This is a genomic window from Bradyrhizobium sp. CER78, from assembly GCF_029846235.1.
Taxonomy (GTDB): domain Bacteria; phylum Pseudomonadota; class Alphaproteobacteria; order Rhizobiales; family Xanthobacteraceae; genus Bradyrhizobium.
Genome location: NZ_JARVWP010000019.1, coordinates 61188 through 86371, shown reverse-complemented (window position 1 = coordinate 86371; position 25184 = coordinate 61188). Strand labels below are relative to the sequence as shown.

22 protein-coding genes are annotated in these 25184 nt (G+C 64.9%); 14 read left to right on the top strand and 8 right to left on the bottom strand.

Features of this window, described 5'->3' with window-relative positions; translation table 11 throughout:
• Window positions 1-139 precede the first annotated feature (139 nt).
• The gene (locus tag QDT69_RS30755; protein ID WP_279710218.1) at window positions 140-1774 is read right to left on the bottom strand and encodes an NAD(P)/FAD-dependent oxidoreductase; all 1635 of its coding nucleotides are present in this window, start codon (window positions 1772-1774) and stop codon (window positions 140-142) included.
• Window positions 1775-2006: 232 nt separating this feature from the next.
• Here QDT69_RS30755 and QDT69_RS30750 point away from each other — a divergent pair, with 232 nt between their 5' ends.
• The 4 genes from QDT69_RS30750 (at window position 2007) to QDT69_RS30735 (ending at window position 6707) form a co-directional block, all read left to right on the top strand.
• Window positions 2007-3230, top strand: coding sequence for a cytochrome P450 (locus tag QDT69_RS30750; RefSeq protein WP_279710217.1), 1224 nt, complete (start codon window positions 2007-2009; stop codon window positions 3228-3230).
• Window positions 3231-3346: 116 nt separating this feature from the next.
• Complete coding sequence (locus QDT69_RS30745; RefSeq protein WP_279710216.1) at window positions 3347-4948, top strand: GMC family oxidoreductase; 1602 nt, start codon at window positions 3347-3349, stop codon at window positions 4946-4948.
• A 7-nt stretch (window positions 4949-4955) separates the two neighbouring features.
• Window positions 4956-5405, top strand: coding sequence for a hypothetical protein (locus QDT69_RS30740; protein WP_279710215.1), 450 nt, complete (start codon window positions 4956-4958; stop codon window positions 5403-5405).
• A 231-nt stretch (window positions 5406-5636) separates the two neighbouring features.
• Window positions 5637-6707 (top strand): trypsin-like peptidase domain-containing protein, encoded by a 1071-nt coding sequence (locus tag QDT69_RS30735; protein WP_279710214.1) that lies wholly within the window; start codon window positions 5637-5639, stop codon window positions 6705-6707.
• 807 nt (window positions 6708-7514) lie between these two features.
• Here the strand turns inward: QDT69_RS30735 and rpsU are convergent.
• On the bottom strand, window positions 7515-7811 hold the full coding sequence (rpsU, locus tag QDT69_RS30725; protein WP_279710212.1) for a 30S ribosomal protein S21: 297 nt from the start codon (window positions 7809-7811) through the stop codon (window positions 7515-7517).
• Between the two features lie 420 nt (window positions 7812-8231).
• Between rpsU and QDT69_RS30720 the strand changes: the two genes are divergently transcribed.
• From QDT69_RS30720 to QDT69_RS30710, 3 genes are all read left to right on the top strand, one after another.
• Window positions 8232-8441, top strand: coding sequence for a cold-shock protein (locus QDT69_RS30720; protein ID WP_279710211.1), 210 nt, complete (start codon window positions 8232-8234; stop codon window positions 8439-8441).
• Between the two features lie 94 nt (window positions 8442-8535).
• Complete coding sequence (locus tag QDT69_RS30715) at window positions 8536-8778, top strand: transcriptional regulator (protein ID WP_279710210.1); 243 nt, start codon at window positions 8536-8538, stop codon at window positions 8776-8778.
• Between the two features lie 55 nt (window positions 8779-8833).
• Window positions 8834-9058 carry a hypothetical protein gene (locus tag QDT69_RS30710; protein WP_279710209.1) on the top strand — a complete coding sequence of 75 codons (225 nt, stop codon included), beginning with the start codon at window positions 8834-8836 and terminating at the stop codon, window positions 9056-9058.
• Here QDT69_RS30710 and QDT69_RS30705 read toward each other — a convergent pair.
• From QDT69_RS30705 to QDT69_RS30680, 6 genes are all read right to left on the bottom strand, one after another.
• The gene (locus QDT69_RS30705; protein WP_279710208.1) at window positions 9045-9263 is read right to left on the bottom strand and encodes a hypothetical protein; all 219 of its coding nucleotides are present in this window, start codon (window positions 9261-9263) and stop codon (window positions 9045-9047) included. The genes QDT69_RS30710 and QDT69_RS30705 overlap by 14 nt on opposite strands.
• A 421-nt stretch (window positions 9264-9684) precedes the next feature.
• Window positions 9685-10464 (bottom strand): alpha/beta hydrolase, encoded by a 780-nt coding sequence (locus QDT69_RS30700; RefSeq protein WP_279710207.1) that lies wholly within the window; start codon window positions 10462-10464, stop codon window positions 9685-9687.
• Window positions 10465-10469: 5 nt separating this feature from the next.
• Window positions 10470-11765 (bottom strand): O-acetylhomoserine aminocarboxypropyltransferase, encoded by a 1296-nt coding sequence (locus QDT69_RS30695; RefSeq protein ID WP_279710206.1) that lies wholly within the window; start codon window positions 11763-11765, stop codon window positions 10470-10472.
• 45 nt (window positions 11766-11810) lie between these two features.
• On the bottom strand, window positions 11811-13115 hold the full coding sequence (gene pncB / locus QDT69_RS30690; RefSeq protein WP_279710205.1) for a nicotinate phosphoribosyltransferase: 1305 nt from the start codon (window positions 13113-13115) through the stop codon (window positions 11811-11813).
• Window positions 13116-13176: 61 nt separating this feature from the next.
• Window positions 13177-16689, bottom strand: a complete 3513-nt coding sequence (locus tag QDT69_RS30685; RefSeq protein ID WP_279710277.1) for a molybdopterin cofactor-binding domain-containing protein — start codon at window positions 16687-16689, stop codon at window positions 13177-13179.
• 29 nt (window positions 16690-16718) lie between these two features.
• Window positions 16719-17186 carry a 2Fe-2S iron-sulfur cluster-binding protein gene (locus QDT69_RS30680; RefSeq protein ID WP_279710204.1) on the bottom strand — a complete coding sequence of 156 codons (468 nt, stop codon included), beginning with the start codon at window positions 17184-17186 and terminating at the stop codon, window positions 16719-16721.
• Window positions 17187-17462: 276 nt separating this feature from the next.
• On the opposite strand from QDT69_RS30680, the gene QDT69_RS30675 reads away from it, so the two are divergent.
• From QDT69_RS30675 to QDT69_RS30645, 7 genes are all read left to right on the top strand, one after another.
• Window positions 17463-18911, top strand: coding sequence for a 6-hydroxynicotinate reductase (locus tag QDT69_RS30675; protein ID WP_279710203.1), 1449 nt, complete (start codon window positions 17463-17465; stop codon window positions 18909-18911).
• Window positions 18908-19816 (top strand): UPF0280 family protein, encoded by a 909-nt coding sequence (locus tag QDT69_RS30670; RefSeq protein WP_279710202.1) that lies wholly within the window; start codon window positions 18908-18910, stop codon window positions 19814-19816. The genes QDT69_RS30675 and QDT69_RS30670 overlap by 4 nt, the downstream gene beginning before the upstream one ends.
• A gap of 16 nt (window positions 19817-19832) precedes the next feature.
• Window positions 19833-20417 (top strand): amino acid synthesis family protein, encoded by a 585-nt coding sequence (locus tag QDT69_RS30665; RefSeq protein ID WP_029078203.1) that lies wholly within the window; start codon window positions 19833-19835, stop codon window positions 20415-20417.
• A 76-nt stretch (window positions 20418-20493) separates the two neighbouring features.
• The gene (locus tag QDT69_RS30660; RefSeq protein ID WP_279710276.1) at window positions 20494-21660 is read left to right on the top strand and encodes an ABC transporter substrate-binding protein; all 1167 of its coding nucleotides are present in this window, start codon (window positions 20494-20496) and stop codon (window positions 21658-21660) included.
• 134 nt (window positions 21661-21794) lie between these two features.
• Window positions 21795-23687 (top strand): ABC transporter permease, encoded by a 1893-nt coding sequence (locus tag QDT69_RS30655; RefSeq protein WP_279710201.1) that lies wholly within the window; start codon window positions 21795-21797, stop codon window positions 23685-23687.
• Window positions 23684-24475, top strand: a complete 792-nt coding sequence (locus tag QDT69_RS30650; RefSeq protein WP_279710200.1) for an ABC transporter ATP-binding protein — start codon at window positions 23684-23686, stop codon at window positions 24473-24475. Before QDT69_RS30655 ends, QDT69_RS30650 begins: the two co-directional genes overlap by 4 nt.
• Window positions 24472-25176, top strand: coding sequence for an ABC transporter ATP-binding protein (locus QDT69_RS30645; RefSeq protein ID WP_038383941.1), 705 nt, complete (start codon window positions 24472-24474; stop codon window positions 25174-25176). Before QDT69_RS30650 ends, QDT69_RS30645 begins: the two co-directional genes overlap by 4 nt.
• Window positions 25177-25184: the final 8 nt, after the last annotated feature.

Genomic DNA, 25184 nt, shown 5'->3' with positions numbered 1-25184 from the left:
CTCTCCCTAACCCTCTCCCGCAAGGGGAGAGGGAACCCAGCCGCTGGTGCCTCCTTCACGTGCCTGCGGCGTATGGGTCCCGGCTTTCGCCGGGACGACGGCAGTGAGTGGGGCGCGCGCCTCGCGTCACTGAGACAGTTCAGCCCAACCGCAACTCCACATACCCCTGCGCCGCCACCGCATCGCACCGCGCGCGATAGGCCGGGGCGCTGCCGCTGTAGCGGGCGACGATGCGGGTTTGCTTGCCCTCGACATTGCGGTTGATGCCGGTCATCCAGGAATCGACCTCGTTCGACAGCAGGCCGACGCCGAGCGCCTTGACATGATCGGTCCAGCCGGCGGTGCCCTCGGGCGTGGCGTCGAGGAAGGTCAGGCCTTTCTCGGTCGCGAAGCGAAGCAGGCCGGTGACCCAGTCGACGCTGTATTCGATGCTGCGCGGGATGTTGCCGAGCGCGGTGTGCGGGCCCATCAGCATCATCATGTTGGGAAAGCCGTCGACCATCAGCCCGAGATAGGTTTCCGGCCCGTGCGTCCATTTCTCCTTCAGCCGCGCGCCACCGGCACCGCGGATATCGATCTTGTCAAAACTGCCGGTGATGGCATCGAAGCCGGTGGCGTAGATGATGATGTCGAAGGCGTAGTCCTTCTCGGTCGTCCGGATGCCCTCGGGCGTGATCCGCTCGATCGGCGTTTGCTTGAGATCGACCAGCTCGACATTGTCGCGGTTGTAGACCTCGTAATAGAAGGTCTCGAGCGGCAGCCGCCGCGTGCCGAAACCATGGTTGGTCGGGATCAGCTTCTCGGCCACCGCCTGGTTCTTCACCCGCGCGCGGATTTTGCGCGCGACGAAATCCGAGATCGTCGCATTGGCCGCGCGGTCGATCAGGATATCCCTAAAATTGCCCTGCCAGATGCCGAAGCCGCGCTCGCCATAGAGCTTCTCGTAGAACGCCTCGCGCTCTTGCTCGCTCACCTCGAACGCGCCGCGCGGATCCGGCGTATGCACGAAGCAGGCGAAGGTCTCCTTGCAGCGCGCGAAGATCTCGCCATAGCCGGCCTTGATCTTGCCTTGCGTCTCGGCGTCGATCTTGCCGTTGTGCAGCGGCGCTGCCCAGTTGGCGGTGCGCTGGAACACGGTGAGGTGGCCGACCTCGCTCGCGATGGTCTGGATGGTCTGGATGCCGGTCGCGCCGGTGCCGATCACGGCGACGCGCTTGCCGGTGAAATCCACTTTCTGCTTCGGCCAGCGCGCGGTGTGAAACGATTGCCCCTTGAAATCGTCGCGGCCCTCGACGCGCGGCAGGGTCGGCGTCGACAGCGGGCCGATCGCGGTGATCAGGAAGCGGCAGCTATGCTGCGCGCCGCTTTCCAGCGTGATCCGCCAGCTCCGCGTCTCGTCCTGGTAGATCGCCGACGTGACGCGGCTCTCGAACTGGATGTCGCGGCGCAGATCGAATTTGTCGGCGACGTAATTGCAGTAGCGCAAGGTTTCGGGCTGGCCGGCGAAATGCTCCGACCATTCCCATTCCTCCAGCAGCTCCTTCGAAAACGAGTAGCCATAGGAATAGCTTTCGGAATCGAAGCGCGCGCCGGGATAGCGGTTCCAGTACCAGGTCCCGCCGACGCCGGTGCCGGCCTCGAATACGCGCGCGGTGAGGCCGAGCTCGCGTAGCCGGTAGAGCTGGTACATGCCGGACAGGCCGGCGCCGATGATGATGACGTCGTAGTCCAGCGCACCCGTCTCGGGGCTGTTGTCCTGACGCGATGCGGCCACCTGTCGTCGCTCCCTGATCGGTTGATTGCGGCAAGGCTAGCCGGTCTCGCCACGGTCGACAAACATCGAGAAGCGGGGCAGCCATCGCGATTTGCCGGGTTGGCCGGCCTGCGCGCATTCCGCGAGGCGGACTGTCCGCTCCGCGGCTTTACTCGGCCGCGGGATACCCGTTATCGTCGGCCCGACAACACGATCGCCCGCCAAGCGGCGACGGAACCTGTGGGAGTGAGCGATGGGAGAGGCGCTGCGCAGGCCGACATCAATAGATGTCAGTAATCCCCGGCTTTATCAGGACGACACCTGGCGGCCGCTGTTCGCGCAGCTCCGCCGCGACGATCCCGTGCATTATTGCGAGGCGTCGGCCTACGGCCCGTACTGGTCGGTGACGCGCTACGACGACATCTTCGCCGTCGAGCTGGATCACCAGAACTATTCCTCCGCCTCCGAGCTCGGCGGTATCCAGGTCGCTGACCAGCCGAAGGGGCTGGAGCGGCCGAGCTTCATCCGCATGGACCCGCCTGGCCACACTGCGCAGCGTCGCACGGTGGCGCCGATCGTGGCGCCGTCGAACCTTGCCAATTTCGATCCCTTGATCCGTAAGCGCACCGCCACCGTGCTCGACGCCCTGCCGCGCAACGAGACCTTCGATTGGGCCGAACGGGTCTCGGTCGATCTGACTAACATGATGCTGGCGACGCTGTTCGATTTTCCCTCCGAGGAGCGCGCCAAGCTGACCTGGTGGTCGGATGTGGCGATCGCCAACGTCGAGTCCCCTGACGCGGTGGTGCATTCGGAGGCGGAACGCACCGCCGAGCTGATCAAGATGGGAGAAGCTTTCCGAAAGTTGTGGGAGGCCCGGGTCGATGCGCCGCCGACCTTCGACCTGATCTCGATGCTGGCGCATTCGGAGGCGACGCGGAATCTCGATGCGCGCGAGTTCATCGGCACGATCGGGCTCTTGATCGTCGGCGGTAACGACACCACGCGCAATTCGATGTCGGCCGGGCTGATGGCGCTGTGCGAGAACCCCGCGCAGTTCGAGCTGGTCCGCGCGAGGCCGGAGCTGATCCCGAACCTGGTGTCCGAAACCATCCGCTATCACACGCCGGTGCTGCACATGCGCCGCACCGCGCGCAACGACGTCGAGCTCGCCGGCCGCCAGATCAAGAAGGGCGACAAGGTCGTGATGTGGTACATCTCCGGCAACCGCGACGAGGACAAGATCGAGCGCGCCGACGAATTCGTCATCGACCGCGCCAAGCCGCGCCAGCATCTTGCCTTCGGCGCCGGCGTCCACCGCTGCGTCGGCGATCGCCTCGCCGAGCAGCAACTGCGCATCCTCTGGGAGGAGGTCCTGGTGCGTGATCTGCGTTTTGAGCTGATGGGCCCGCCGCAAAGGCTCTATTCCAATTTCATCCGCGGTATACGAAGCTTGCCGGTGAGAATCGTCAATTGAATTTAAGGATGTCATTCCGGGGCGGTCCGCAGGACCGAACCCGGAATCTCGAGATTCCGCGTTCGATGCTACGCATCGCCCCGGAATGACGGGATCATCAAGACCAAGGAATAAGAATGAAGAACGATCCCGTTGACGTCCTGATCATCGGCGCCGGCGCCTCCGGGGCCGCGGTGGCCTGGAGCCTTGCCGACACCAAGATGCACATCCTCTGCCTCGATCAGGGCGGCTGGATGAATCCCGCCGAATATCCGAGCACCGGGCGCGACTGGGAGGCGAAGTTCTACGGCGAGTGGGCGACCAGCCCGAACGTTCGCAGGCGGCCCGAGGACTACCCGATCAATGACGACAACTCGCCGATCAATGTCGTCAATTTCAACGCCGTCGGCGGCTCGACCGTGATGTACACCGCGCACTGGCCGCGGCTGCATCCCTCCGATTTCAAGGTGAAGACGCTCGACGGCGTCGCCGACGACTGGCCGATCGATTACGACGCGCTCACGCCGTTCTTCGAGGAGAACGATCGCATGATGGGCGTCTCTGGCCTGTCGGGTGATCCGCTGTCGCCGCTCAGCCATCCGCCAATGCCGCCGCAGCCGCTCGGGCTATCCGGCCCGCTGCTCGGCAAGGCCCTGAACAAGCTCGGCTGGCACTGGTGGCCGTCGGATACCACGGTCGCGACGATGGATTACGAGGGCAGGGCGCGCTGCATCAATCTCGGCCACTGCACGCCGGCCTGCGCACAGGGCGCCAAGGCATCGACCGACATCACCTACTGGCCGCACGCGATCCGCGCCGGGGTCGAGCTGAAAACCCACTGCCGGGTGCGCGAGATCCTGACCAACGAGCAGGGCATGGCCTCCGGCGTCGTGTACTACGACAAGGACGGTGTCGAGCAATTCCAACCGGCCGAGGTTGTGATCATCGCCTGCAACGGCGTCGGCACGCCGCGGCTGCTACTCAACTCGGTATCCGGAAAATTCCCGAATGGCCTCGCCAACTCATCCGGCCTGGTCGGCAAGAACCTGATGTTCCACCCCTATGCGCAGATCTACGGCTTCGTGAAGGAGCCGACCGACAGCAACCGCGCGCCGCCGACCTGCCTGTGGAGCAAGGAGTTCTACGACACGGACCTGTCGCGCGGTTTCGTCCGCGGCTATGGCATCCAGTTCGGCCGCGGCGCCGGGCCGGTGTTCGAGGCGGTCGCGAGCGAGCAGAAGGGCATCCTGCCCTGGGGCAAGGATCATCACCGCGTGTTCCGCAGGCTTAATGGGCATCGCCTTGCGGTCTCCGCGATCTGCGAAGATCTGCCGGAGGAGCACAACCGCGTCACGCTCGATCCGGTGCTGAAGGACAGCCACGGCATTCCCGCACCGAAGATCGACTACACGATCTCAGCGAACAGCCGGAAGATGATGGACCATGCGTTGGCGCGCGGCCGGGAGGTTCTCGATGCGGCCGGCGCTACCGACATCTGCATCAACGATCCGATTCCCTGGGGCGGCTGGCATCTGCTCGGCACCGCGCGGATGGGCACCGATCCGGCGCGCTCCGTGGTCAACGAATGGGGCCGCTCGCACGACGTGAAGAATCTCTTCATCGTCGACGGCAGCATCTTCGTCACCTCGGGCGGCGTGAACCCGACCTCCACCATCCAGGCCCTCGCGCTCTACATCGCCGACCAGATGAAGCACCGCCTCGCCAATCTGTTCGATTGAGATTGCTATGTCCGACGTAAAAGAATTGACCGCAGCCCAGCGCGCCGATCTCCGCACCGTCGCCGCGATGATCGTTCCCGAAAGTGACGAGTACAAGGTGCCCGGTGCGGACGATGCCGCGATCCAGGCCGACATGCTGGCAACGCTCGGCCGCGACACCGCGCTGGTCGCGCAGGCGCTGGATCATCTGGCAAAGCTTGCGGGCAAGCCGCTCGCCGAGCTCGACGAAGCCAGGTGCGAAGCGGTGGCGCAGGAGTTTCGCGCACGCGGCGGCGTTGCCGCGGCCACGCTCGTCCGCGTGGTGCTGCAATGCTACTACCGTGACGACCGCGTGCTGCGCTCGCTCGGGCTCGAGCTGCGCGCGCCGTTCCCGAAGGGCCACGTGCTGCCGGACGGCGACTGGTCGCTGCTCGATCCGGTCAGGGAGCGCGGCGGGGTGCTGCGGCGGGCGCCTTAGGGTTGTGTCTCTAATGGTTCTCTCAGTCATTCCGGGGCGCGACGCAGTCGCGAACCCGGAATCCAGAGGTCGTGGATCGAGATTCCGGGTTCTCGCTTCGCGAGCCCCGGAATGACACTGAGTGAATCAGGCGTCAGAGACCCCATACTAGCAGGACAGGCCTGCGAGGGGCGTAACCACTTGCGGCAGCGGGAGCCGGTCACCATTTGAGGAGACCAAAGGACTCTCGCCATGCTGGATTTTACCTCAGATGCCGCCGGTGACACGACGTTACCGCGAACGGCTGATGCTGCCCAAGTGGATGCCCAAGTGGATGCCCAAGTGGATACCCAAGCCGCAGCTCAAGTCGATGACCGGGCCTTGCTGGATGCCTATTCCAACGCCGTGATCGACGTCACCGACCGCGTCGGCCCGGCCGTGGTCCGGGTCGAGACCGGGCCGAAGGTCCGTAACGCGCGCGACCGCGGCGGGCTCGGCTCGGGCATCGTGATCTCGCCCGACGGCTTCGTGCTGACCAACAGCCACGTGGTCGGACCGTCGAAAGAGATCCGCCTGCGCGACACTGAGGGCTTCGTCACCGACGCGCACGTGCTCGGCGTCGATCCCGACACCGATCTCGCGCTGCTGCGCGCCGATGGCGCGCGCGATCTGCCCTACGCGTCGCTCGGTAACTCGAAGACGCTGCGGCGCGGTCAGCTGGTGGTCGCGATCGGCAATCCGCTCGGCTTCGAATCGACGGTCACCGCCGGCGTGGTGTCGGCGCTTGGCCGCTCGATCCGTTCGGTCAGCGGGCGCACCATCGAGGACGTGATCCAGACCGATGCCGCGCTCAATCCCGGCAATTCGGGCGGGCCGCTGGTGTCGTCGAAGGGCGAAGTGATCGGGATCAACACCGCGATCATCAACGGCGCGCAGGGCATCTGCTTTGCGGTCGCCAGCAACACCGCGCAGTTCGTGCTGTCGGAGATCATCCGTCACGGCTATGTCCGCCGCGCCTATATCGGCGTCGCCGGCCAGACCGCGCCGGTGCCGCGGCGGCACGCGGTGCTCGCCGGCGTCGAGAACAAGATGGGCGCGCTGTTGATGCAGATTGAGCCGGACAGCCCGGCGGCGCGCGCGGCATTGCTGCCCGGCGACGTGGTGATCCGGCTCGACGGCATCGAGATCAACGGTGTCGACGACCTGATCCGCGCGCTCGATCACAGCCGGATCAACCGGACGCTGTCGATGGACGTCCTCCGCCTCGGCCGCCTGCGCGCGATCGAGATCCACCCGATCGGAAGGAAGCCGGCTAAGCAGTGACGGGCGTGCCTCTCCGCGCATGAGATGCACCCTCTCCCCCTGTGGGAGAGGGTGGCTTCGCTGCGGAAGCAGCGAAGGCGGGTGAGGGGTCTCTCTCCGCGAGCTCATCTGCGGATAGAGTCCCCTCATCCGTCGCGGACTGCGTCCGCGCCACCTTCTCCCACAAGGGGAGAAGGGAAGGGCGACCTCGCGGAATTATGGCGCAAACGCCACAAGGTTCATTCGAGAATGAGCCAAGCCACGGCTGCGACTAAGGTTACAATGGACACCACCGCTACGCTGACAAAGGCTATCTCGATGCCATTGAATTGGCGCTGATCTGCGCGCATCGTCGCCCTCCTGTCTAGATAGGAGGGCGGGGACCGGGAGACATAAGCCAATCGGTCAAATGAGCGGTGGCTTCACTATGCCGCGCCTTTCTCAGGAGTGCTTCCCGCTCTCGATTGGGTGGAAGCTTTCTGGCCCGCTGGCGTAGCTCTTTGGCTTCTAGGGAAAGACGTTCTGCAAGGGGGATAATCTGCTTAACTCGGCGGCGTCGCTGCATGGCTCCTCTCTCCAAAGCTGACCCGTTTCGAAAACGGATTCAAAAAGCACGAAGAGCCAGAAAAGTTCCCTGAACTTTCTCCCAAACCGGTGGTGGGTCAGTTTGATTGTGGCGTCCAGAAACACTGGAACATCCACAGCTTCCAACGCATATTCACAAATGAGTGCGGAAGAATATCTGGAAATGGCCGAACACTACCGACGCGCGAAGGAAGCGGCGGTGGACGACTTTACCCGTTACTATTTGGAACGGATGGAGCGTAGCTACCGCGTGCTTGCTGACAGCAGCGCCGTGGACGCGGAAGTCCGCGGGACCGACGGCTTGCGTTCGGGGAGCTTCTTTTTCGGGGGCGCCGGCAGCAGACCTTCCCTGATCGCTTGCTTGCGAGCGAGCTTGCGAGCCCGGCGAATAGCCTCGGACTTTTCGCGCGCTTTTCTCTCCGAAGGCTTCTCATAGGCACGACGCTGCTTCATTTCGCGAAAAACGCCTTCACGCTGCATTTTTTTCTTCAGAACACGAAGTGCCTGATCGACATTGTTATCACGGACTACGACCTGCATTAAAACTCCTCGCTGACTGCAAATTGGGACGATCCTGGGCGCAGCCAATTGCGCAGGAGTTCGTTGCGAATGGAAGAATGAGAGCGACCGCGCATTTCCTCGCCGGCCTCGACCGAGCAATTTTGCTCGTCACGGCGATGCGGTTCAGTGGGAACAACGTGACCACTCCCGCGAGACAAGTCAAACTATAAAGACCTGAAGTCCTATTGGAACTGCCCCGAACGGCGCTGCAACGGCGAGCTGAATCAAATTGTCCGGCTTCCTTGCAATATGGCTGTTATCGTTTATATTGCCCTTATTCGATTAGCCGCTGTGCCTTGTTGAACGCGCCCGCGGGCTCCTTTTCCAAAGACATCGACGAAGTTGAAAATCGCTGCGCGATTGTCGCGCGGAACGCGTTTGCGCGCTTTGGAGAAGAAAATGACGACAGGTACGGTTAAGTGGTTCAACGGCCAAAAGGGCTTCGGTTTCATCCAGCCGGCCGACGGCAGCAACGATGTGTTCGTTCACATCAGTGCGGTCGAGCGTGCCGGCCTTTCGGGTCTCGCCGAGGGTCAGAAGGTCAATTACGAGCTCAAGACTGACAAGATGCGGGGCAAGGTCAGCGCCGAAAATCTCTCGCTGGCTTGATCTCGTCGCGCCGTTTCACGGATGTACTGAAGCGGCAATGCTGCCCGCTCGATCCCCGGATTGAGCGGGTTTGCTATTTTTGAACGGGTGAAGGATGAGCGCCAGGAAATCGGCAGTACCGTCACCTGCAGCGATCGCACGCGCCGATCGTCAGCGCCTCGCCGCCGAAGAAGGTGTGCGGGCAATCGCGGATGTCGAACGGCAGGCGATCGAGGTGCGCAAGAACATGGCGCGCCTGCGTGAGCTACGCGAGGCCAGGGAAGCTGCGGACGCGACCCTTGCAGCAGCCTCGCCGGCATCACCAGCCAGGAAGCGCACGAGAAATTCGCTGCGATAGACGCCCTCGACCAGTGTCGATGGATTTGCCGGGGACAGAGTTACAAGCCGGGAGAGTGCTGACCGTGCCCAGAGCAAAATCGGACGGCGGTGGTACGATCACGTTCACCCTCGCGCTGGGCGCAGCGCGACAAATGTGCCAGCTTACGACGACGTTCCAAACCGTCAAGCATGCGTTCAACTATCTGCACAAATATCGGACGGAGTTCGAGAGGATCGCGCGAGCGCGCCTGGCTTTAGGAGAGCTCGAAGACGGAATCGTCGTGCTCACGATGCTTTAGGTCGATGCTTCGATAATGCCGGGCTATTCCGCAGGGGCTTTGCCGCAGCTTCCCGGGCCAGACGCTCAGCTTTCAGACGCTCGCGATTCTCGTGAAAGGATTGCTCCGCCTTCGCGTAGTCGGTCATCGGTTTGGCATTGCTGATAGCCTTGAAAGCTTTGTCGGCTTCCCGCCGATGGCGGGTATTCGCTTCGTTCCTGGTCATTGTGACCTCCTGACTGGGCTTGTTTTTCCGCCGCGCCGCGCCGCGCGAGCGCGGGAAGGCTTCGAGATTGCGTCGCCAGGCCAGCTTGAGAACGCTGACAAGCAGTGCCGACAGGACAGGAATCGCGAGCGCAATGTCGACAAGAGGAGGAGCTCGACAGGCGCGCCCCGGTTCGGCTTCACCTTGTCAGTTCCTTGCGAACTGCAGCGGCAGAGGGCGTTCGCAGAAGTTCGGAATAATAGAATATATCGCTGATTTGCCCGACGGGTCAAGTTGTTTGTCTGAACGCAGGCGGCCGTCCTTCGCCTTTGCATGGGGTTGTTTTCGATATTTTGGAGGCGCTCGCTGCGCGCCACCTTGTCCCACATCCGCCTTCGCCAAGGCTACGGCGGACATGAGGGGAGAAGGGTCCGCGGCAGCGCTACCGCAGCGCTGCCAGCAGTTCGTCGGGCTGCTCGACCATCATCATGTGGCCGGCGCCTGGCAGCACGACGGTCCGCGCATTCGGCGTCGCCGCGGCGAGCGCCTTGCCGGCCTTGGCGGGGGTCATCATGTCTCGTTCGCCGAGGATGAAGGTCGCCGGCACCTTGACCGCGGCAGCAGCCGTGAGCGCGTTCTGATAGGCGTTGCAGGCGTTGAGGTCGGTGTAGAGCACGCCGGGCTTGGCCTCCTGCAGCACCCGCTGCGCGCCCTGGTGCATCCACAGGCCTGGCGCAAGGCTGCCGCCGAGCTCGGCCTTGAAGCCGAGACCCCAGATCGAGACCATGTCGATCGCGGCCACGTCATTGGCTTCAGCAGCCTTCAGCAGATCGGGCCCGACCGTCATGGTCGCGGCGGTGCCGATCAGCGCGAGGCCTGACACCTTGTCGGGATGGCGCGCCGAGGTCTCGATCGCGATCAGCGATCCCATCGAGTGGCCGATCAGCCGCGCCTTCGCCGCGCCGGCGGCCGTAATCAGCGCCGCGATCCAGTCGGCCATCTCGGCAATGGTCTTCAGCGGCTTGCCGGCGGAGCGGCCATGGCCGGGCAGGTCGGGCGCCAGCACTGAGAAGCCGTGATGGGCGAACCAGCGGCTGTGCAGCGCCCAGGTCGAAGAGTCGAAGCCGGCGCCGTGGATCATCACCACCGCCGGCAGCGACGCATCGAACGGCTTGCCGCCGGTGGCGATGAAGGTGTCTGACCCGTTCACTGAAAGCTGCATGGCGCTTAAGTCCTTTGCGAGGCGCGGAGCGCCTGGCCGAGATCGTCGATGATATCGTCAGCGGTTTCGATGCCGACCGACAGCCGCACCAGCTCCTCGCCGATGCCGGCGGCCTTGAGCTGTTCGGCATCCATCTGTTGATGCGTGGTGCTAGCGGGATGGATCACCAACGTCTTGGCGTCGCCGACATTGGCGAGATGGCTGATCAGCTTCAACTGTTCGATGAACTTCTTGCCGGCGGCGCGGCCGCCCTTGATGCCGAAGCTGATGATCGAGCCGGCGCCGCGCGGCAAGAGCTTCTTCGCCAGCGCGTAGTCGGGATGCGTCTCCAGCGAGGGATGCAGCACCCAGTCGACCGCCTTGTTGGCGGCGAGGGCGTCCAGCACCGCATGAGTGTTGCTGACATGGCGGTCCATGCGGACGCCGAGCGTCTCGATGCCCTGCAGCAGCTGGAACGCGTTGGTCGGCGACAGGCAGGCGCCGAAGTCGCGCAGGCCCTCGGTGCGGGCGCGCATGATGAAGGCGGCCTTGCCGAACTGCTCGTCGAAGACGATGCCGTGATAGCCGGCATAGGGCTCGGTCAGCTGCGGGAACTTGCCGGAGGCGCGCCAGTCGAACCGGCCGCCGTCGACGATGACGCCGCCGATCGCGATGCCATGGCCGCCCATCCACTTGGTCGCCGAGTTCATCGTGATGTCGGCGCCGAGCTCGATCGGCTGGCTGAGGTAAGGCGTCGCGAACGTATTGTCGATCAGGAGCGGGATCTTCGCATCATGCGCGATCTGCGCCACCGCGGGGATATCGAGCACTTCGAGGCCGGGGTTGCCGATGGTCTCGCCGATCACGAGCCGCGTGTTCGGCTTGATCGCGGCGCGGAATTCATCCAGCGCGCGGGGTTTTACGAAGGTCGTGGTGATGCCGAAGCGCGGCAGCGTGTGCGCCAGCAAATTGATGGTGCCGCCATAGAGCGAGGCGGAGGCGACGATATGGTCGCCGGCATTGAGCAGGGTTGCTATCGCAAGATGCATCGCGGCCATGCCGCTCGCGGTGCAGATCGCGCCGACGCCGCATTCGAGCGCGGCGATGCGTTCTTCCAGCACAGCGGTCGTCGGATTGGAGATGCGGGTGTAGATGTGGCCGGCGCGTTCGAGGTTGAACAGCGCCGCGGCATGGTCGGCGTCCTGGAACACGTAGGACGTGGTCTGGTAGATCGGAACCGCACGGGCGCCGGTGGCGGGATCGGGGCGCTGGCCGGCATGCAGGCTCAGGGTTTCGAAGGCAGGCGGCTTGGGTGCGGGCATGCGAAACTCGTCAGGTCAGTCGATGAGAGTGGTTGGTTCGCGAATTTATACGTGAACTGCGGTGCGAACACGGCCGACATTGCCGAACACGCGCAGATAGCGCTCGACCTCTGAGGGGATACCGGTCGCCTTCTCCGGATTGTCGGAGAGTTTCACGGCCGGGCGTCCGTCGACCGACGTCACCTTGCAGACGATCGAGATCGGATCGAGCTCGGCCGAGCCGTCGGGTGCGCAGCCGATGAAATCATTGGTGAGGTTGGTGCCCCAGCCGAAGCTGACGCGGACGCGTCCCTTGAAGTGATGGAACGTCTCCTCGATCGAGCCGACATCCATCGCGTCGGAGAACACCAAAAGCTTCTCCTTGGGATCGCGGCCCTTCTGCTTCCACCATTTGATGATCTCTTCGCCGGCGGTGATCGGCGGTGCGCTGTCGGGCCGGAAGCCGGTCCAGTCGGCGACCCATTCCGGCGCGTCGCGCAGGAACGGCTTGGTGCCGAAGGCGTCGGGCAGCGCGATCAGGAGGTTGCCGCCATAGGCATGACGCCACTGATCGAGGATCTGATAGGGCGCCCAGCGCAATTCCTCGTCGGAATTGGCGAGCGCCGCAGCCACCATCGGCAGCTCATGCGCGTTGGTGCCGATCGCCTCGAGGTCGTTGTCCATCGCGAGCAGCACGTTCGACGTTCCGGTGAACGACGAGCCGAGGCCTTCCTTCACCGCCTCGACGCACCAGCGCTGCCACAGGAAGCCGTGGCGACGGCGCGTGCCGAAATCGGACAGCCGCAGGCCGTCCAGCTTGCGCAGCCGCTCGACCTTGGTCCACAGCTTGGCCTTGGCGCGGGCATAGAGCACGTCGAGCGCGAAGCGGCCGTAGGTCTTGGTCGCCGCGCGCGAGCGCAGCTCGTTGAGGATCGCGAGCGCCGGGATCTCCCACATCGTGGTGTGGGTCCACGGCCCGTGGAAATGCAGCTCATACTGGCCGTCGACCTTGTGCAGCTCGTATTCGGGCAGGCGGAAGGTCGAGAGCCAGTTGATGAAATCGGGCGAGAACATCTGGGTCTTGCCGTAGAACGTGTTACCGGCGAGCCAGATCAGTTCCTTCTTGGAAAAGCGGATGGTGCGGGCGTGGTCGAGCTGGGCGCGCAGCTCGCCCTCGTCGATAATCTCGGCAAGCCGGATATGGGTCGAGCGGTTGATCACCGAAAAGGTGGTGCGGGTGTCCGGATAGCTTTCCCGGATCATCTGCTGCATCAACAGCTTGTAGAAATCGGTGTCCAGCAGGCTGCGCACGATCGGGTCGAGCCGCCAGCCGTGGTTGTAGGTCCGGGTCGCGATATCTGTCACGGTCATGCCGGAACCTTAGCCTGCCGGGCGCGGTCCGCCCAGTGGGTATCGGGCGGAACATGGCAGGTCAGCGCGCTATGGTCTGCCGAATACGGCCGACCGTGGCGGCGACATCGGTCCAGGCCGGCCTGGCGGGGGCAAACTGGCGCCGCAGGAAGCCGACGAGCTCAGCAACCTGGCTGTCGCTCATGCTGTCCTTGAAGGCCGGCATGTAGCCGAGATCGGTTGCGGCCGGCTTGGTGATGCCGTGCAGGATCACCTGGATCAGGTTGTCCGGCGCGTCGCTATGGAGGTTGCTGTTGAGCGCCAGCGACGGCCGGCTGCCGAACAGCGGCGGGCCGCCGACCTCGTGGCAGACCGCGCAGGCGCCTTGATAGATCCGGGCACCGGCCGAGGCGGCCGTGGTCACTACGGTGCTAGCCTCAAGTTTCGCAGCAATGGCATCGTGGACCGATCGGTCGGTGGTCGCGTTGAACGAGGCGAGGTAGACGGCCATCGCGCGGATGTCCTGGTCGGGCAGCGCGGCGAGTTCCTGCACGACCGGCGCCATCGGGCCTGCGGCGACGCCGTGCAGGCGGGATTCGCCGGTGCGCAAGTAAGCATAGAGCTCGTCCTCGCTCCACGGGATCGGCGCCTTCGACAGCGAGGTCAGCGCCGGCGCCTCCCAGCCCTCGGCGAAGCCGCCGGCGAGATAGGCCGCTTGCCGTTCGGCGCCGAGCGCGTTGCGCGGCGAGTGGCAGGCGCTGCAATGGCCGAGGCCTTCGATCAGATAGGCGCCGCGATTCCATGCCTCCGATTGCGATGGATCACGTTGGAACGTGTTCGGCTGATGGAACAGCGCATTCCATCCAGCGAGCAGCGGCCGCAGGTTGAATGGAAAGGCGAGCGTGTTTGCCGGCCTCTCGGCGTGCACCGGTGCTTGCGCCATCAGATAGGCATAGAGCGCCTGCAGGTCGGCATCATCAGTCTTGGCGAAATGCGTGTACGGAAACGCGGGATAGAGATGGCGGCCGTCGCGGTGAATGCCCTCGCGCATCGCGCGCTCGAACGCGGGATAGGACCAGGCGCCGATGCCGGTGTCGACATCGGGCGTGATGTTGGTCGTGTAGATCGTGCCGAACGGCGTCTCCAGCGGCCGGCCGCCGGCGTTTACCGCGCCATGTTCCGTGGTGTGGCAGACGGCGCAGGCGCCGAGCGCCGCAAGCTCCTTGCCGCGCGCGATCGTCGCCGCGGAATAGACCGAGGCATCGGGCCGGGCGATCGGCGCGATCGCGCGCCAGGGCAGCACGGCCGCGCCGATCCCGATCACGGCGGCGCAGAGCGCGGCAATGCCGGCGAGCACGCCGCCGCGTTTTGCAAATGGGTTCTGCCATCTGTCGAGCGGAGCTGTCGGCGTAGGCGGCGAAAGCGGGGCGGGCGCTGTGGGTTGCTCGCCGTGCAATCCCTTCAGGATGCGCTCCGGCGTGAATGGCAATTCGCGAAAGCGCACGCCGGTCGCGTCATAGATCGCATTGGCGATCGCAGCCGCGCTCGGTACCGAAGCGGATTCGCCGACGCCAAGCGGCGGCTGGTCCTGCCGCGGCAGCATCAGCACATCGATCTTGGGCAGCTCAGGGAATTTGATGATGGGGTAGGCGCCCCATTCCCGCGCCGCCACCGCGCCGCGCTCGAAGGAGACCTCCTCCATCAGCGCACGGCTGGTCGACTGGATGACGTTGCCTTCGATCTGGTGCCGCACGCCCTCCGGATTGATCATCAATCCTGAGTCCTGGCCGGCGACGACGCGCGTGACGCTGACATCGCCGGTCGCCTTGTTGACGGCGACGTCGGCGATCCACGCCGACCATGCCGCGCCGTAGCCCGGAAACTTGCTGTGCACATAGAGCGCATACGCAAAGCCGCGGCCGCGCACGATGTCACCGTCCGCTTCAGGCTCCTGCCGTACCGGCCGTGGCGTCCAGCCGGCGCGCTCGGCGACGGCATTGACGAGGTCGACCGCGCGCTTGTCCTTCAAATAGCGCAGCCTGAACGCGATCGGATCGACTTGGGCCTCGGCGGCAAGCTCGTCGATGTAGGATTCATGCGCAAACGTGTTAGGCAGCGCCGAGACGCCGCGAAACCAGGACGCGCGCACGATCGGCGGCATGTCGTTGGCGACGACGCGCATGTTCTCGTAGTCGTAGGGCGGGATCGCGGTGCGATCGCCCATCTCGAACACGGCCGCTTCAGGCGCGATCCGCCCGGTGAGCAGCAGCGCCAGCGTCGGCGCGCCGTTCGAGGGATAGCGCGTGGAGAAGTCATAGCCGGCGACGCTGCCGTCGGCGTTGAGCCCGCCATTGACGTCCATCAGTTGCGCGGTGCCCTTCGGCTCCCACGCGTGTTCCTGCTCGCGGGTGAGCTGCACCCGCACCGGGCGGCCGACCGCGCGCGACAGCAGCAGTGCGTCTGCGGAGACGTCGTCGGCACAGTTGCGACCGTAGCAGCCGGCGGCCTCGATCCGGATCACGTCGATCTCAGATTCCGGCCGCTGGATCAAAAGCGCCAGATCGCCGCGCAGGATGTGCGGGTTCTGCGTGCCGGACCAGACGCGAATTCCATCGTCCCCATAGCTGGCAACCGCGCAGGACGGGCCGATCGAGCCGTGCATCTGGTAGGGCCAGACATATGTCCGCTGCATCGGCTTGGCCGCCGCCTTGATCGCAGCATCGACGTCGCCCTTGTCGATCAATTGCCGCGGCGTCGAGGGATTGGCGCGCAGCGCCTGCTCGATGTCGGAAAGATCGGTCAGCGCCGGTCCCGGTTTCCAGCTCACCTTGAGCTGCGCGGCGGCCTTGATCGCGTTCTCCTCGCGCTCGGCGACGACGCCGACGAAATCGCCGATCCGCACCACTGCGACCAGGCCGGGAATGTCCCGCACCGACGCTTCATCGACCGCGATCAGGCTGGTGCCGACGAACGGCCCGGCATCGACGCCGGCGTATGGCGGGCGGACGACACGGCCGTGCAGCATGCCGGGCACGCGCACATCATGGACGTAGACGAGCTCGCCGGTGGCCTTCGCCGGCAGGTCGACGCGCGGCACGGATTTGCCAACGACGGAATAGGCGCTCACCGCCTTGACGGCAACGTCGTCGGCGAGCTCGAGCCGGATGGTCTCGTCCGCGATCAGCTCGCCATAGCTGACGCTGCGGTTGTCGTGACCGCGGATCAGGCCGTCCTCGATCGTGAGCTCATCGGCCGGCAACTCGAGCCGTTCGGCCGCACGGGAGAGCAGGAAATGCCTCGCCTGCGCGGCGGCTTTGCGCAGGGGAACGGCGGTGATCTGGATGGTCTCGCTCGCGATCGTCGCGCCCTGGTTCGGCACTACGGCGGTATCGCCGAGGATCACGACAACGCGGGCAAAGGAGACGTTGAGCTCTTCGGCGACGATCTGCCCGAGCGCTGTACGGATGCCGGTGCCGAGATCGACATGGCCGTTATAGGCGTTGACCGAACCGTCAGCCGTGATGGTGATGAAGGTCTCGAACGCGCCTTCGGCACCCAGCACTGCCGGACGAACGACCGACAGCGAGCCGCGCATGCGTTGCTCGGGAGAGCGTGCTTCCGGCATCAGTCGCGTGCCTCGAGCGTGTGGCCGGCGGCGCGCATTGCCGCGCGGATGATTTCGATATGTGCGCCACAGCGGCAGAGATTGTAGCGCAGCGCTTCCAGCACCTCATGTTCGGACGGATTGGGATTGCGCGTCAGCAGCGCCTTGGTGGTGATGATCATTCCGTTCAGGCAATAACCGCACTGTGCGGCCTGCTCGCGGATGAAGGCATCCTGCACGGGATCGGGGTGCTCGCGCGTGCCGAGGCCTTCGAGCGTGACGATGCTGCGCCCCGCGCAGCCTTCGATCGGAATCACGCAGGCGCGCGCGGCGACGCCGTCTATCAGCACCGCGCAGGCGCCGCACTCGCCGAGCCCGCAGCCATATTTCGGTCCGTTCAATGCCAGGTCGTTGCGCAGCACGTAAAGCAATGCGGTGTCGGGAGCGGCGTCGACATCATGATTCCTGCCGTTGACGGTCAGGCGCATTGCCCCGGTTCTCCCTTGATGTTTGCGCTGCAATGTCAGCGTCCGATCGCGGGCGAGGATAACGTTTGTATACAAACGTGCAAGCGGCGGCATGCCGCGCTGCAGCGAGTGCACGCTTTATGAACAGGGTGCGCAAGCGTAGGGCAGAGTTTGATCGCAAAGGCCGCTTGACAGGCTTGAGACCTGCGCGCAGGATCATTCGTATACGAATGATATAGGCAGGGAGGCGGAAGCGCAGTATGATCGACCGCCACCACAAGTCCAGGCTTGGTCACGATGGCTGACACAATGACCGTCGCCGCCGGCGACAAGATCCGCTGCGATGCCTGTCCGGTGATGTGCTACATCAAGCCGGGCGCGGCCGGCGCCTGCGATCGCTACGCCAATCACGACGGCACGCTGGTGCGTGTCGATCCGCATGTCGTGCTGGAGCGCACGGTCTCGCATGGCGGCAAGCTGGTTCCGTTCCAGGTGAGCGGCGACTGGGACGGCAAGATCGTCCGGCAGCCCGACCTCTTCGTCACCGCGATCGGCGCCGGGACCACCTATCCGGATTACAAGCCGGCACCCTTCATCGTATCGTCGGAAGTCGACGGCGTCGACATGGTCACCGTGGTGACCGAGGGCATTTTCTCCTATTGCGGCGTCAAGGTGAAGATCGACACCGACCGCTATCTCGGTCCGGAGACCGCGACCGTGCGCGCCGACGGCGAGGCGGTCGGCCATGTCACGACCAGCGAATATGGCTCGCAGATGCTCTCGCTCGGCGGCGTGCATCATCTGACCGGCGGCTCCAAGAAGGAGGGCCGCGTCACCTGCGACACGCTGATGGATCTCTCCAACTGCAAGGCGGTGGAGCTTGTGATCGACGGCGGCGCCACCGTCGTGGTGCAGGCCGGCAAGCCGCCGATCGTTAACGGTGTGGCGGAAGAGCGCATGCGGGTCGGCTGCGGTTCTGCGACCATCGGCATGTTCGCCAAGCAGTGGCACGGCAAGGTCGACGAGGTCGTGGTGGTCGACGACCACATCACCGGCGTGCTCAGCGAGCACCAGGCCGGCAAGCTGCTCGACATCGCCGACACCGGCATCAAGATGAAGGGGCGCCGTTCGACGCCGGGCCGCTATTTCCAGGTCGCTGATCCCGGCACGGGATGGGGCGGCACCAACATCTCCGATCCGCTGTCGATCCTCGGGCCCTTCAATGCCAAGGAGGCGCGGCCCGGGCTCACGATGCTGATGGTGTCGACGACGGGCGAGCATGCGTCCTATTACGTGCTCGACGAGGCCTTGAAGCCGGTCGAGACCGAAATGCCGGCGGATCTCCGCTTCTCGGTCGAGCGCATCCAGGAGAACTGCGAACCGGCGCTGTGCACCGTGCTGTTCATGGGCGGCGCGGGCGGATCGCTGCGCGCCGGGGTCACCGACAATCCGGTGCGGCTGACGCGTTCGGTCAAGGACGCGCTCACAAGGGTCACCAGCGGCGGTGCGCCGGTCTATGTCTGGCCCGGCGGCGGCATCACCTTCATGGTCGATGTGACGCAGATGCCGGCCGGCGCGTTCGGCTATGTGCCGACGCCGGCGCTGGTGGCGCCGATCGAGTTCACGATGCGGCTGTCGGATTACGCAGCGCTCGGCGGCCACATGGATTATGTTCGGCCGTTGTCATCGCTGCGGGACAGCGCCGAGATCAAGCCGATGCCGTTTCTCCCGGGGCGGCGCGCATGAAAAGGCTCCCGCAAATCGCGCTTCTTCCTGACGGCAAGCGGCTGCATTTGCAGGACGGCCCCATTGATCTGATCATCGAGGCGAAGGGCAGGGATGCCGACGTCAGCGCTGCCTACCGGGCCGCGGCGGATCGCTTCACCGGATTGCTTGACGAGCTCTGCATGGAGCTTGCCGAACTCCGTAGTGCGGCGCGTCCCGATCATTGCGCGCTGATGGGCGTGGTCGCGCGGCGCATGCATGCGGCGGTCGCGCCATTTGCCGCCGATTGCTTCATTACGCCGATGGCGGCGGTCGCGGGCTCGGTCGCCGAGGAAATCCTCCACGCAATGCTGCAGGCTGCGGCGCTCGAGCGCGCTTATGTCAACAATGGTGGCGATATCGCCCTGCATCTCGGCGTTGGCGAACAATTCACGGTCGGCCTGATGGACCGGCCCGACCGTCACGGCGTGATGCATACCATCTCGGTCGATGCCGAGATGCCGGTCCGTGGCATCGCGACCAGCGGCCGCCACGGCCGCAGCTTCTCGCTCGGCATCGCCGATGCCGTCACGGTCCTTGCACGGACGGCGTCGCAGGCGGATGCCGCGGCGACCGTGATCGCCAATGCGGTCGATTTGCCGGGCCATCCCGCGATCCTGCGCGTTCCTGCGAGCGAATTGCAGCCCGACAGCGACCTCGGCGTACGGCTGGTGACGCGCGATGTCGGGGCCTTGGGAGAACACGAGATCGAGCAGGCCCTGGAAGCGGGGGTGGCGCAGGCACGCATGCTCCTGACGTCGGGATTGATCGAGGGCGCGGCATTGCGTCTACTGGGCGAAACGCGAATTGTCGGTGCAACTGGGCTTGCGGCGCCGGCGTCGCACGCGTTTCAGGGACCAACGATAAACAACATGCTGCAGGCATGACCGGGAGCGAGGCAAGATGAGCGCCGTCATTCGCAAGATCGTCACCGTGGTCGAGGAGACCCATCTGGAGATGGGCAAGACCATCGCACCGCCGACCCGGCGCGCCGCCGCGATCGCTGTGATCGAGAACCCCTTTGCCGGCCGCTATGTCGAGGATCTATCGCCGCTGATCGCGATCGGCGAGGAGCTTGGCGAATTGCTCTCGAAGCGGGCCGTCGCCGCGCTCGGCATCGATGGCGCCAAGGCCCACAGTTACGGCAAGGCCGCCGCTGTCGGCGAGAATGGCGAGCTCGAGCATGCGGCCGCGATCCTGCATCCGAAGATGGGCGCGCCGGTGCGCAAGGTGCTCTCGAAGGGCGCGGCGCTGATCCCGTCCTCGAAAAAGCGCTCCGGTCCCGGCACCACGTTGGACATTCCGCTTGGGCACAAGGACGCAGCTTTCGTGCGCAGTCATTTCGACGGCATGGAGGTGCAGATCAACGACGCGCCGCGGGCCAACGAGATCATGGTCGCGGTTGCGGTGACCGACAGCGGCCGGCCGTTGCCGCGCGTCGGCGGGCTGACGGTTGACGAGGTCAAAGGCGAAGACGGATTGCGATAATCTCTTTCAAGAAAAACTGGAGGACGGGATGCGTGGTTATTTCGTAGGGGCGGGATTGGCGATCGCGGTCGCGACCATGGCAACGGGCGCCGTGACGACGGCGGCGTCGGCGCAGAGTGAAATCAAGATCGGCGAGATCAACTCTTACTCGTTGCTGCCGGCATTCACCGAGCCCTATCGCAAGGGCTGGCAGCTCGCGGTGGAGGAGATCAATGCGGCCGGCGGCATCAACGGCAAGAAGCTGGTCGTCATTTCCAAGGATGACGGCGGCAAGCCGGCCGATGCACAGACCGCGGCCAACGAGCTGGTGTCGAGCGAAAACGTCGCGATGCTCACCGGCACCTTCCTCTCTAATATCGGCCTCGCTGTCTCTGACTTCGCCAACCAGAAGAAGGTGTTCTTCCTCGCCGCGGAGCCGCTGACCGACGCGATCACGTGGTCGAAGGGTAATCGGTATACTTTCCGCCTGCGGCCGTCGAACTACATGCAGGCGGCAATGCTTGTGGAGGAAGCCGCAAAACTTCCCGCAAAACGCTGGGCGACGATTGCGCCGAACTATGAATACGGCCAGTCGGCGGTCTCAGTATTCAAGAAGCTGATGTCGGAAAAGCGGCCCGATATCCAGTGGGTCGACGAGCAGTGGCCGCCGCAGGGCAAGATCGACGCCGGCCCGGTGGTGCAGGCGACTGCCGCGGCGAACCCGGAGGCGATCCTCAACGTCACCTTCGGCGCCGACCTCGTCAAGCTCGTGCGCGAGGGCAACACCCGCGGCCTGTTCAAGGGCCGTACGGTGGTGAGCTTTCTGACCGGTGAGCCGGAATATCTCGATCCGCTCAAGGACGAGACACCGGAAGGCTGGATCGTCACCGGCTATCCCTGGTACTCGATCAAGACGCCCGAGCATGACGCATTCCTGAAGGCCTATCAGGCCAAGTACAACGACTATCCGCGGCTCGGCTCGATCGTCGGCTACCAGACCATCAAGGCGGCCGCGGCGATCCTCGCCAAGGCCGGCTCGAGCGATCCCGAGAAGCTGATCGCGGCGGCCGAGGGCATCTCGATGCCGTCGCCGTTCGGCGAGATCACCTTCCGCAAGATCGATCACCAGTCGACGCTCGGGGCCTTCACCGGCAAGACCGCGCTGAAGGACGGCAAGGGCATCATGGTCGACACCGCCTATCGCAAGGGTTCGGACTATCTGCCCAGCGATGCCGAGATCGAGAAGATGCGGCCGAAGGATTGAGGCCTCTCTGCCTGCGTAGGGTGGGTTAGCCGAAGGCGTAACCCACCGCCTTGCTTACGCGAACCGACGGCGGGTTACGCTTGCGCTAACCCGCCCTACGAAGTGACGCTTTTGATCTCCAACGCGGACCGCCCATGGCTTTCTACGTCGTCCAGTTCCTGACCGGTCTTGCCAGCGCGGCGTCGCTGTTCCTGGTCGCTTCGGGTCTGTCGATCATCTTCGGCGTGACGCGGATCGTGAACTTCGCGCATGGCGCGTTCTACATGCTCGGCGCCTATGTCGCCTTCACCCTGACCGAGCGCTTCGCCGGCGCGTTCGGCTTCTGGGGCGGCATTGTCGTCGCGGCGCTGGCGCTGGCTGCGATCGGCGTGCTGGTCGAGATGGTGCTGCTGCGCCGGATCTATCATTCTCCTGAGCTGTTCCAGCTGCTCGCGACCTTCGGCCTCACGCTGATGGTCGAGGACCTCGTGGTGCTGATCTGGGGGCCGGACGACCTGGTTGGCCGCCGCGCGCCGGGCTTCAAGGGCGCGATCGATTTCTTCGGCCAGAATATTCCAAGCTACGACCTGTTCCTGATCGTGCTCGGTCCGGTCGTGCTCGGCGTGCTCTGGCTGTTGTTCCAGCGCACCCGCTGGGGCGTGCTGGTGCGCGCCGCGACGCAGGACCGCGACATGGTCGCGGCACTCGGCGTCAATCAGAAATGGCTGTTCACCAGCGTGTTCGCGCTCGGCGTCTTCCTTGCTGCGCTCGGCGGCGCACTGCAGATCCCGCGCGATGCGGTCAACCACGCGATGGATCTGCGCGTCATCGTCGAGGTCTTCGTCGTGGTCGTGATCGGCGGCCTCGGCAGCATCATCGGCGCCTTTGTCGCCGCGGTGCTGGTGTCGGAGCTCAACGCGTTCGGCATCCTGATCTTCCCGAAGATCTCCATCATCCTGGTGTTCCTGGTGATGGCGGTGGTGCTGATCGTCCGGCCGTGGGGCCTGTTCGGCAAGCCGGAGGCGCCGGCGCGGCGCACGCCGGGCCTCGCGGTCAATCCGTGGCGGCCGCTGACGACGAACGAGCGGCTTGCCGCGATCGCCGTGCTCATCGTCGCCGCCGCGCTGCCGTTCGTCGCCGGCAATTACCTGCTCACCGTCGGCTCCGAGATCGCGATCTTCGTGATCTTCGCGGTCAGCCTACACTTCCTGATGTCGGTCGGCGGGCTCGCCTCGTTCGGCCACGCCGCTTATTTCGGCCTCGGCGCCTATGGCGTGGCGCTGCTCGCCAAGATGGCGGGCTTGCCGATGATCGCGTGCCTGCTGCTCGGGCCGCTGCTGGGCCTGATGGGTGCTGCGGTGTTCGGCTTCTTCGCGGTGCAGCTTTCCGGCGTCTATTTCGCGATGCTGACCTTGGCGTTTGCCCAGATCGTGTGGTCGATCGCATTCCAGTGGGTGTCGGTCACCGGCGGCGACAACGGTATTCTCGGGGTCTGGCCGGAGAAATGGGCGGCGAGCCCGTCGCATTTCTACTGGCTGTCGCTCGGCATCGCCGCGCTCGCGGTGGTGATCCTGCGCATCATCGTGTTCTCGCCGTTCGGCTTTGCACTGCGCGCCACGCGCGATTCTCCGCTGCGCAGCGAAGCGATCGGCATCAACGGCAAGCGTATCCAGTGGACCGCCTTCGTGATCGCAGGCACGGTCGCAGGCCTTGCCGGCGCGCTGTTCGCCTACCTCAAAGGCAGCGTATTCCCGGACAACATGGGCATCTCGCTGTCGGTCGATGCGCTGGTCATGGTGCTGCTCGGCGGCGTCGAGACGGTGTCGGGCGCGGTGGTCGGTGCCATCGTCTACAAGGCGCTCAACATCTGGCTGGTCAGCCAGACCGATCTCTCCAAGCTGGTGCTTGGCGGTTTCGTCGTGCTGATCGTGGTCGCATTCCCGAAGGGCATCGTCGGCACGCTGGAAGCTTTCATGCATCGGCGGCGCAAATCCTCGTCATCGGCGTCGTCGCCCTTGCTGACCTCCCGCATCGAGAGCGCCGAATGAGCATGGTTCCCACATTGCTGTCGGTCGAGGGGCTGACCAAATCCTACGGCGGCGTGCACGCTGTGCGCGGCGTCTCGTTTGAACTGCGCGCCGGCGAAATCCTGGCGCTGATCGGGCCGAACGGCGCCGGCAAGAGCACCTGCTTCGACATGCTCAACGGCCAGAACATCCCCGATAGCGGCCGCATTCGCGTGCTGGGCGCGGAGACCACCGGCAAGAAGCCGCGCGTGATCTGGCGCATGGGCGTCGGCCGCACCTTCCAGATCGCGGCGACATTCCCGACCATGACGGTGCGCGAGAACGTGCAGGTCGCGCTGGTGTCGCACGGCGGGCAATTGTTCAATCTGTGGGCTTCGACCGGGCGCCACGCGCGCGACGAGGCCGGGCGGCTGCTCGACCTGGTCGGGATGGGTGCTTATGCGGAGCGGCCCTGCGGCGAGCTCGCCTATGGCGACGTCAAGCGGCTGGAGCTCGCGATCGCGCTCGCCAACCAGCCGAAGCTGCTGCTGATGGACGAGCCGACCGCCGGCATGGCGCCGCGCGAGCGCGTCGAGCTGATGCGTCTCACCGCGCGGATCGCGCGCGAGCAGTCGATCGGTGTTCTCTTCACCGAGCACGACATGGACGTGGTGTTCGAGCATGCCGACCGTATCCTGGTGCTGAATCGCGGCACGTTGATTGCCGAAGGATCGCCCGAGGAGGTCCGCGGCAATGCCCAGGTGCGGGCGATCTATCTCGGTGAAGGCCTGCTCTACGACGCCCGGCATCGCGAGGGAGCATCGGCATGAAGCTCACGGTGAAGGACCTCAACAGCTTCTACGGCCCGGCGCATATCCTGTTCGACATCGCGCTCGAGGTCGGCGAGGGTGAGGTGGTGGCGCTGCTCGGCCGCAACGGCGCCGGCAAGTCGACCACGTTCCGCTCCATCGTCGGCCTGGTCGAGAATCGCTCCGGTCGCGTGATGTTCGAGGGCAGGGATGTCTCCGATCTGCCGACGCATGCGATCGTGCGCGGCGGCCTCGGCTACGTGCCGGAGGAGCGGCGCATATTCACGGATCTCACGGTCGAGGAGAATCTCGAGGTCGGCCGTCAGCCGAAGCGCGCGGGCGCGCCGCAATGGGACCGCGAAAAACTGTTCAAGCTGTTTCCCAATCTCGGCGAGATGCGCGGCCGGCCCGGCGGACGCATGAGCGGCGGCGAGCAGCAGATGCTGACGATCGCGCGCACGCTGATGGGCAATCCGTCGCTGGTGCTGCTCGATGAACCCTCGGAGGGGCTGTCGCCCAAGATCGTCGAGCAGATGGTTGATGCGATCCTGGCGATGAAGAAAGAGGGCGTCAGCATCGTCGTGTCGGAGCAGAATTTGCATTTCGCCCGGCTGATCTCCGATCGCGCCTACATCATCGAGCGCGGCCGGATCTGTTTTGGCGGCACCATGGCGGAACTCGATGCGCGTCCGGATATCCGCGATGCGCATCTGTCGCTGTAACGGCGAGG

What these genes read in the sequence shown, in the direction of transcription:
- QDT69_RS30665 (WP_029078203.1), top strand. Translation starts at nt 19,833, where the DNA reads ATGAGCGCCGTCATTCGCAAGATCGTCACCGTGGTCGAGGAGACCCAT.
- QDT69_RS30655 (WP_279710201.1), top strand. Translation starts at nt 21,795, where the DNA reads ATGGCTTTCTACGTCGTCCAGTTCCTGACCGGTCTTGCCAGCGCGGCG.
- QDT69_RS30675 (WP_279710203.1), top strand. Translation starts at nt 17,463, where the DNA reads ATGGCTGACACAATGACCGTCGCCGCCGGCGACAAGATCCGCTGCGAT.
- QDT69_RS30750 (WP_279710217.1), top strand. Translation starts at nt 2,007, where the DNA reads ATGGGAGAGGCGCTGCGCAGGCCGACATCAATAGATGTCAGTAATCCC.
- QDT69_RS30650 (WP_279710200.1), top strand. Translation starts at nt 23,684, where the DNA reads ATGAGCATGGTTCCCACATTGCTGTCGGTCGAGGGGCTGACCAAATCC.
- QDT69_RS30645 (WP_038383941.1), top strand. Translation starts at nt 24,472, where the DNA reads ATGAAGCTCACGGTGAAGGACCTCAACAGCTTCTACGGCCCGGCGCAT.
- QDT69_RS30700 (WP_279710207.1), bottom strand. Translation starts at nt 10,464, where the DNA reads ATGCAGCTTTCAGTGAACGGGTCAGACACCTTCATCGCCACCGGCGGC.
- rpsU (WP_279710212.1), bottom strand. Translation starts at nt 7,811, where the DNA reads ATGCAGGTCGTAGTCCGTGATAACAATGTCGATCAGGCACTTCGTGTT.
- QDT69_RS30670 (WP_279710202.1), top strand. Translation starts at nt 18,908, where the DNA reads ATGAAAAGGCTCCCGCAAATCGCGCTTCTTCCTGACGGCAAGCGGCTG.
- QDT69_RS30685 (WP_279710277.1), bottom strand. Translation starts at nt 16,689, where the DNA reads ATGCGCGGCTCGCTGTCGGTCGTTCGTCCGGCAGTGCTGGGTGCCGAA.
- QDT69_RS30715 (WP_279710210.1), top strand. Translation starts at nt 8,536, where the DNA reads ATGAGCGCCAGGAAATCGGCAGTACCGTCACCTGCAGCGATCGCACGC.
- QDT69_RS30740 (WP_279710215.1), top strand. Translation starts at nt 4,956, where the DNA reads ATGTCCGACGTAAAAGAATTGACCGCAGCCCAGCGCGCCGATCTCCGC.
- QDT69_RS30735 (WP_279710214.1), top strand. Translation starts at nt 5,637, where the DNA reads ATGCTGGATTTTACCTCAGATGCCGCCGGTGACACGACGTTACCGCGA.
- QDT69_RS30745 (WP_279710216.1), top strand. Translation starts at nt 3,347, where the DNA reads ATGAAGAACGATCCCGTTGACGTCCTGATCATCGGCGCCGGCGCCTCC.
- pncB (WP_279710205.1), bottom strand. Translation starts at nt 13,115, where the DNA reads ATGACCGTGACAGATATCGCGACCCGGACCTACAACCACGGCTGGCGG.
- QDT69_RS30680 (WP_279710204.1), bottom strand. Translation starts at nt 17,186, where the DNA reads ATGCGCCTGACCGTCAACGGCAGGAATCATGATGTCGACGCCGCTCCC.
- QDT69_RS30705 (WP_279710208.1), bottom strand. Translation starts at nt 9,263, where the DNA reads ATGACCAGGAACGAAGCGAATACCCGCCATCGGCGGGAAGCCGACAAA.
- QDT69_RS30660 (WP_279710276.1), top strand. Translation starts at nt 20,494, where the DNA reads ATGGCAACGGGCGCCGTGACGACGGCGGCGTCGGCGCAGAGTGAAATC.
- QDT69_RS30720 (WP_279710211.1), top strand. Translation starts at nt 8,232, where the DNA reads ATGACGACAGGTACGGTTAAGTGGTTCAACGGCCAAAAGGGCTTCGGT.
- QDT69_RS30695 (WP_279710206.1), bottom strand. Translation starts at nt 11,765, where the DNA reads ATGCCCGCACCCAAGCCGCCTGCCTTCGAAACCCTGAGCCTGCATGCC.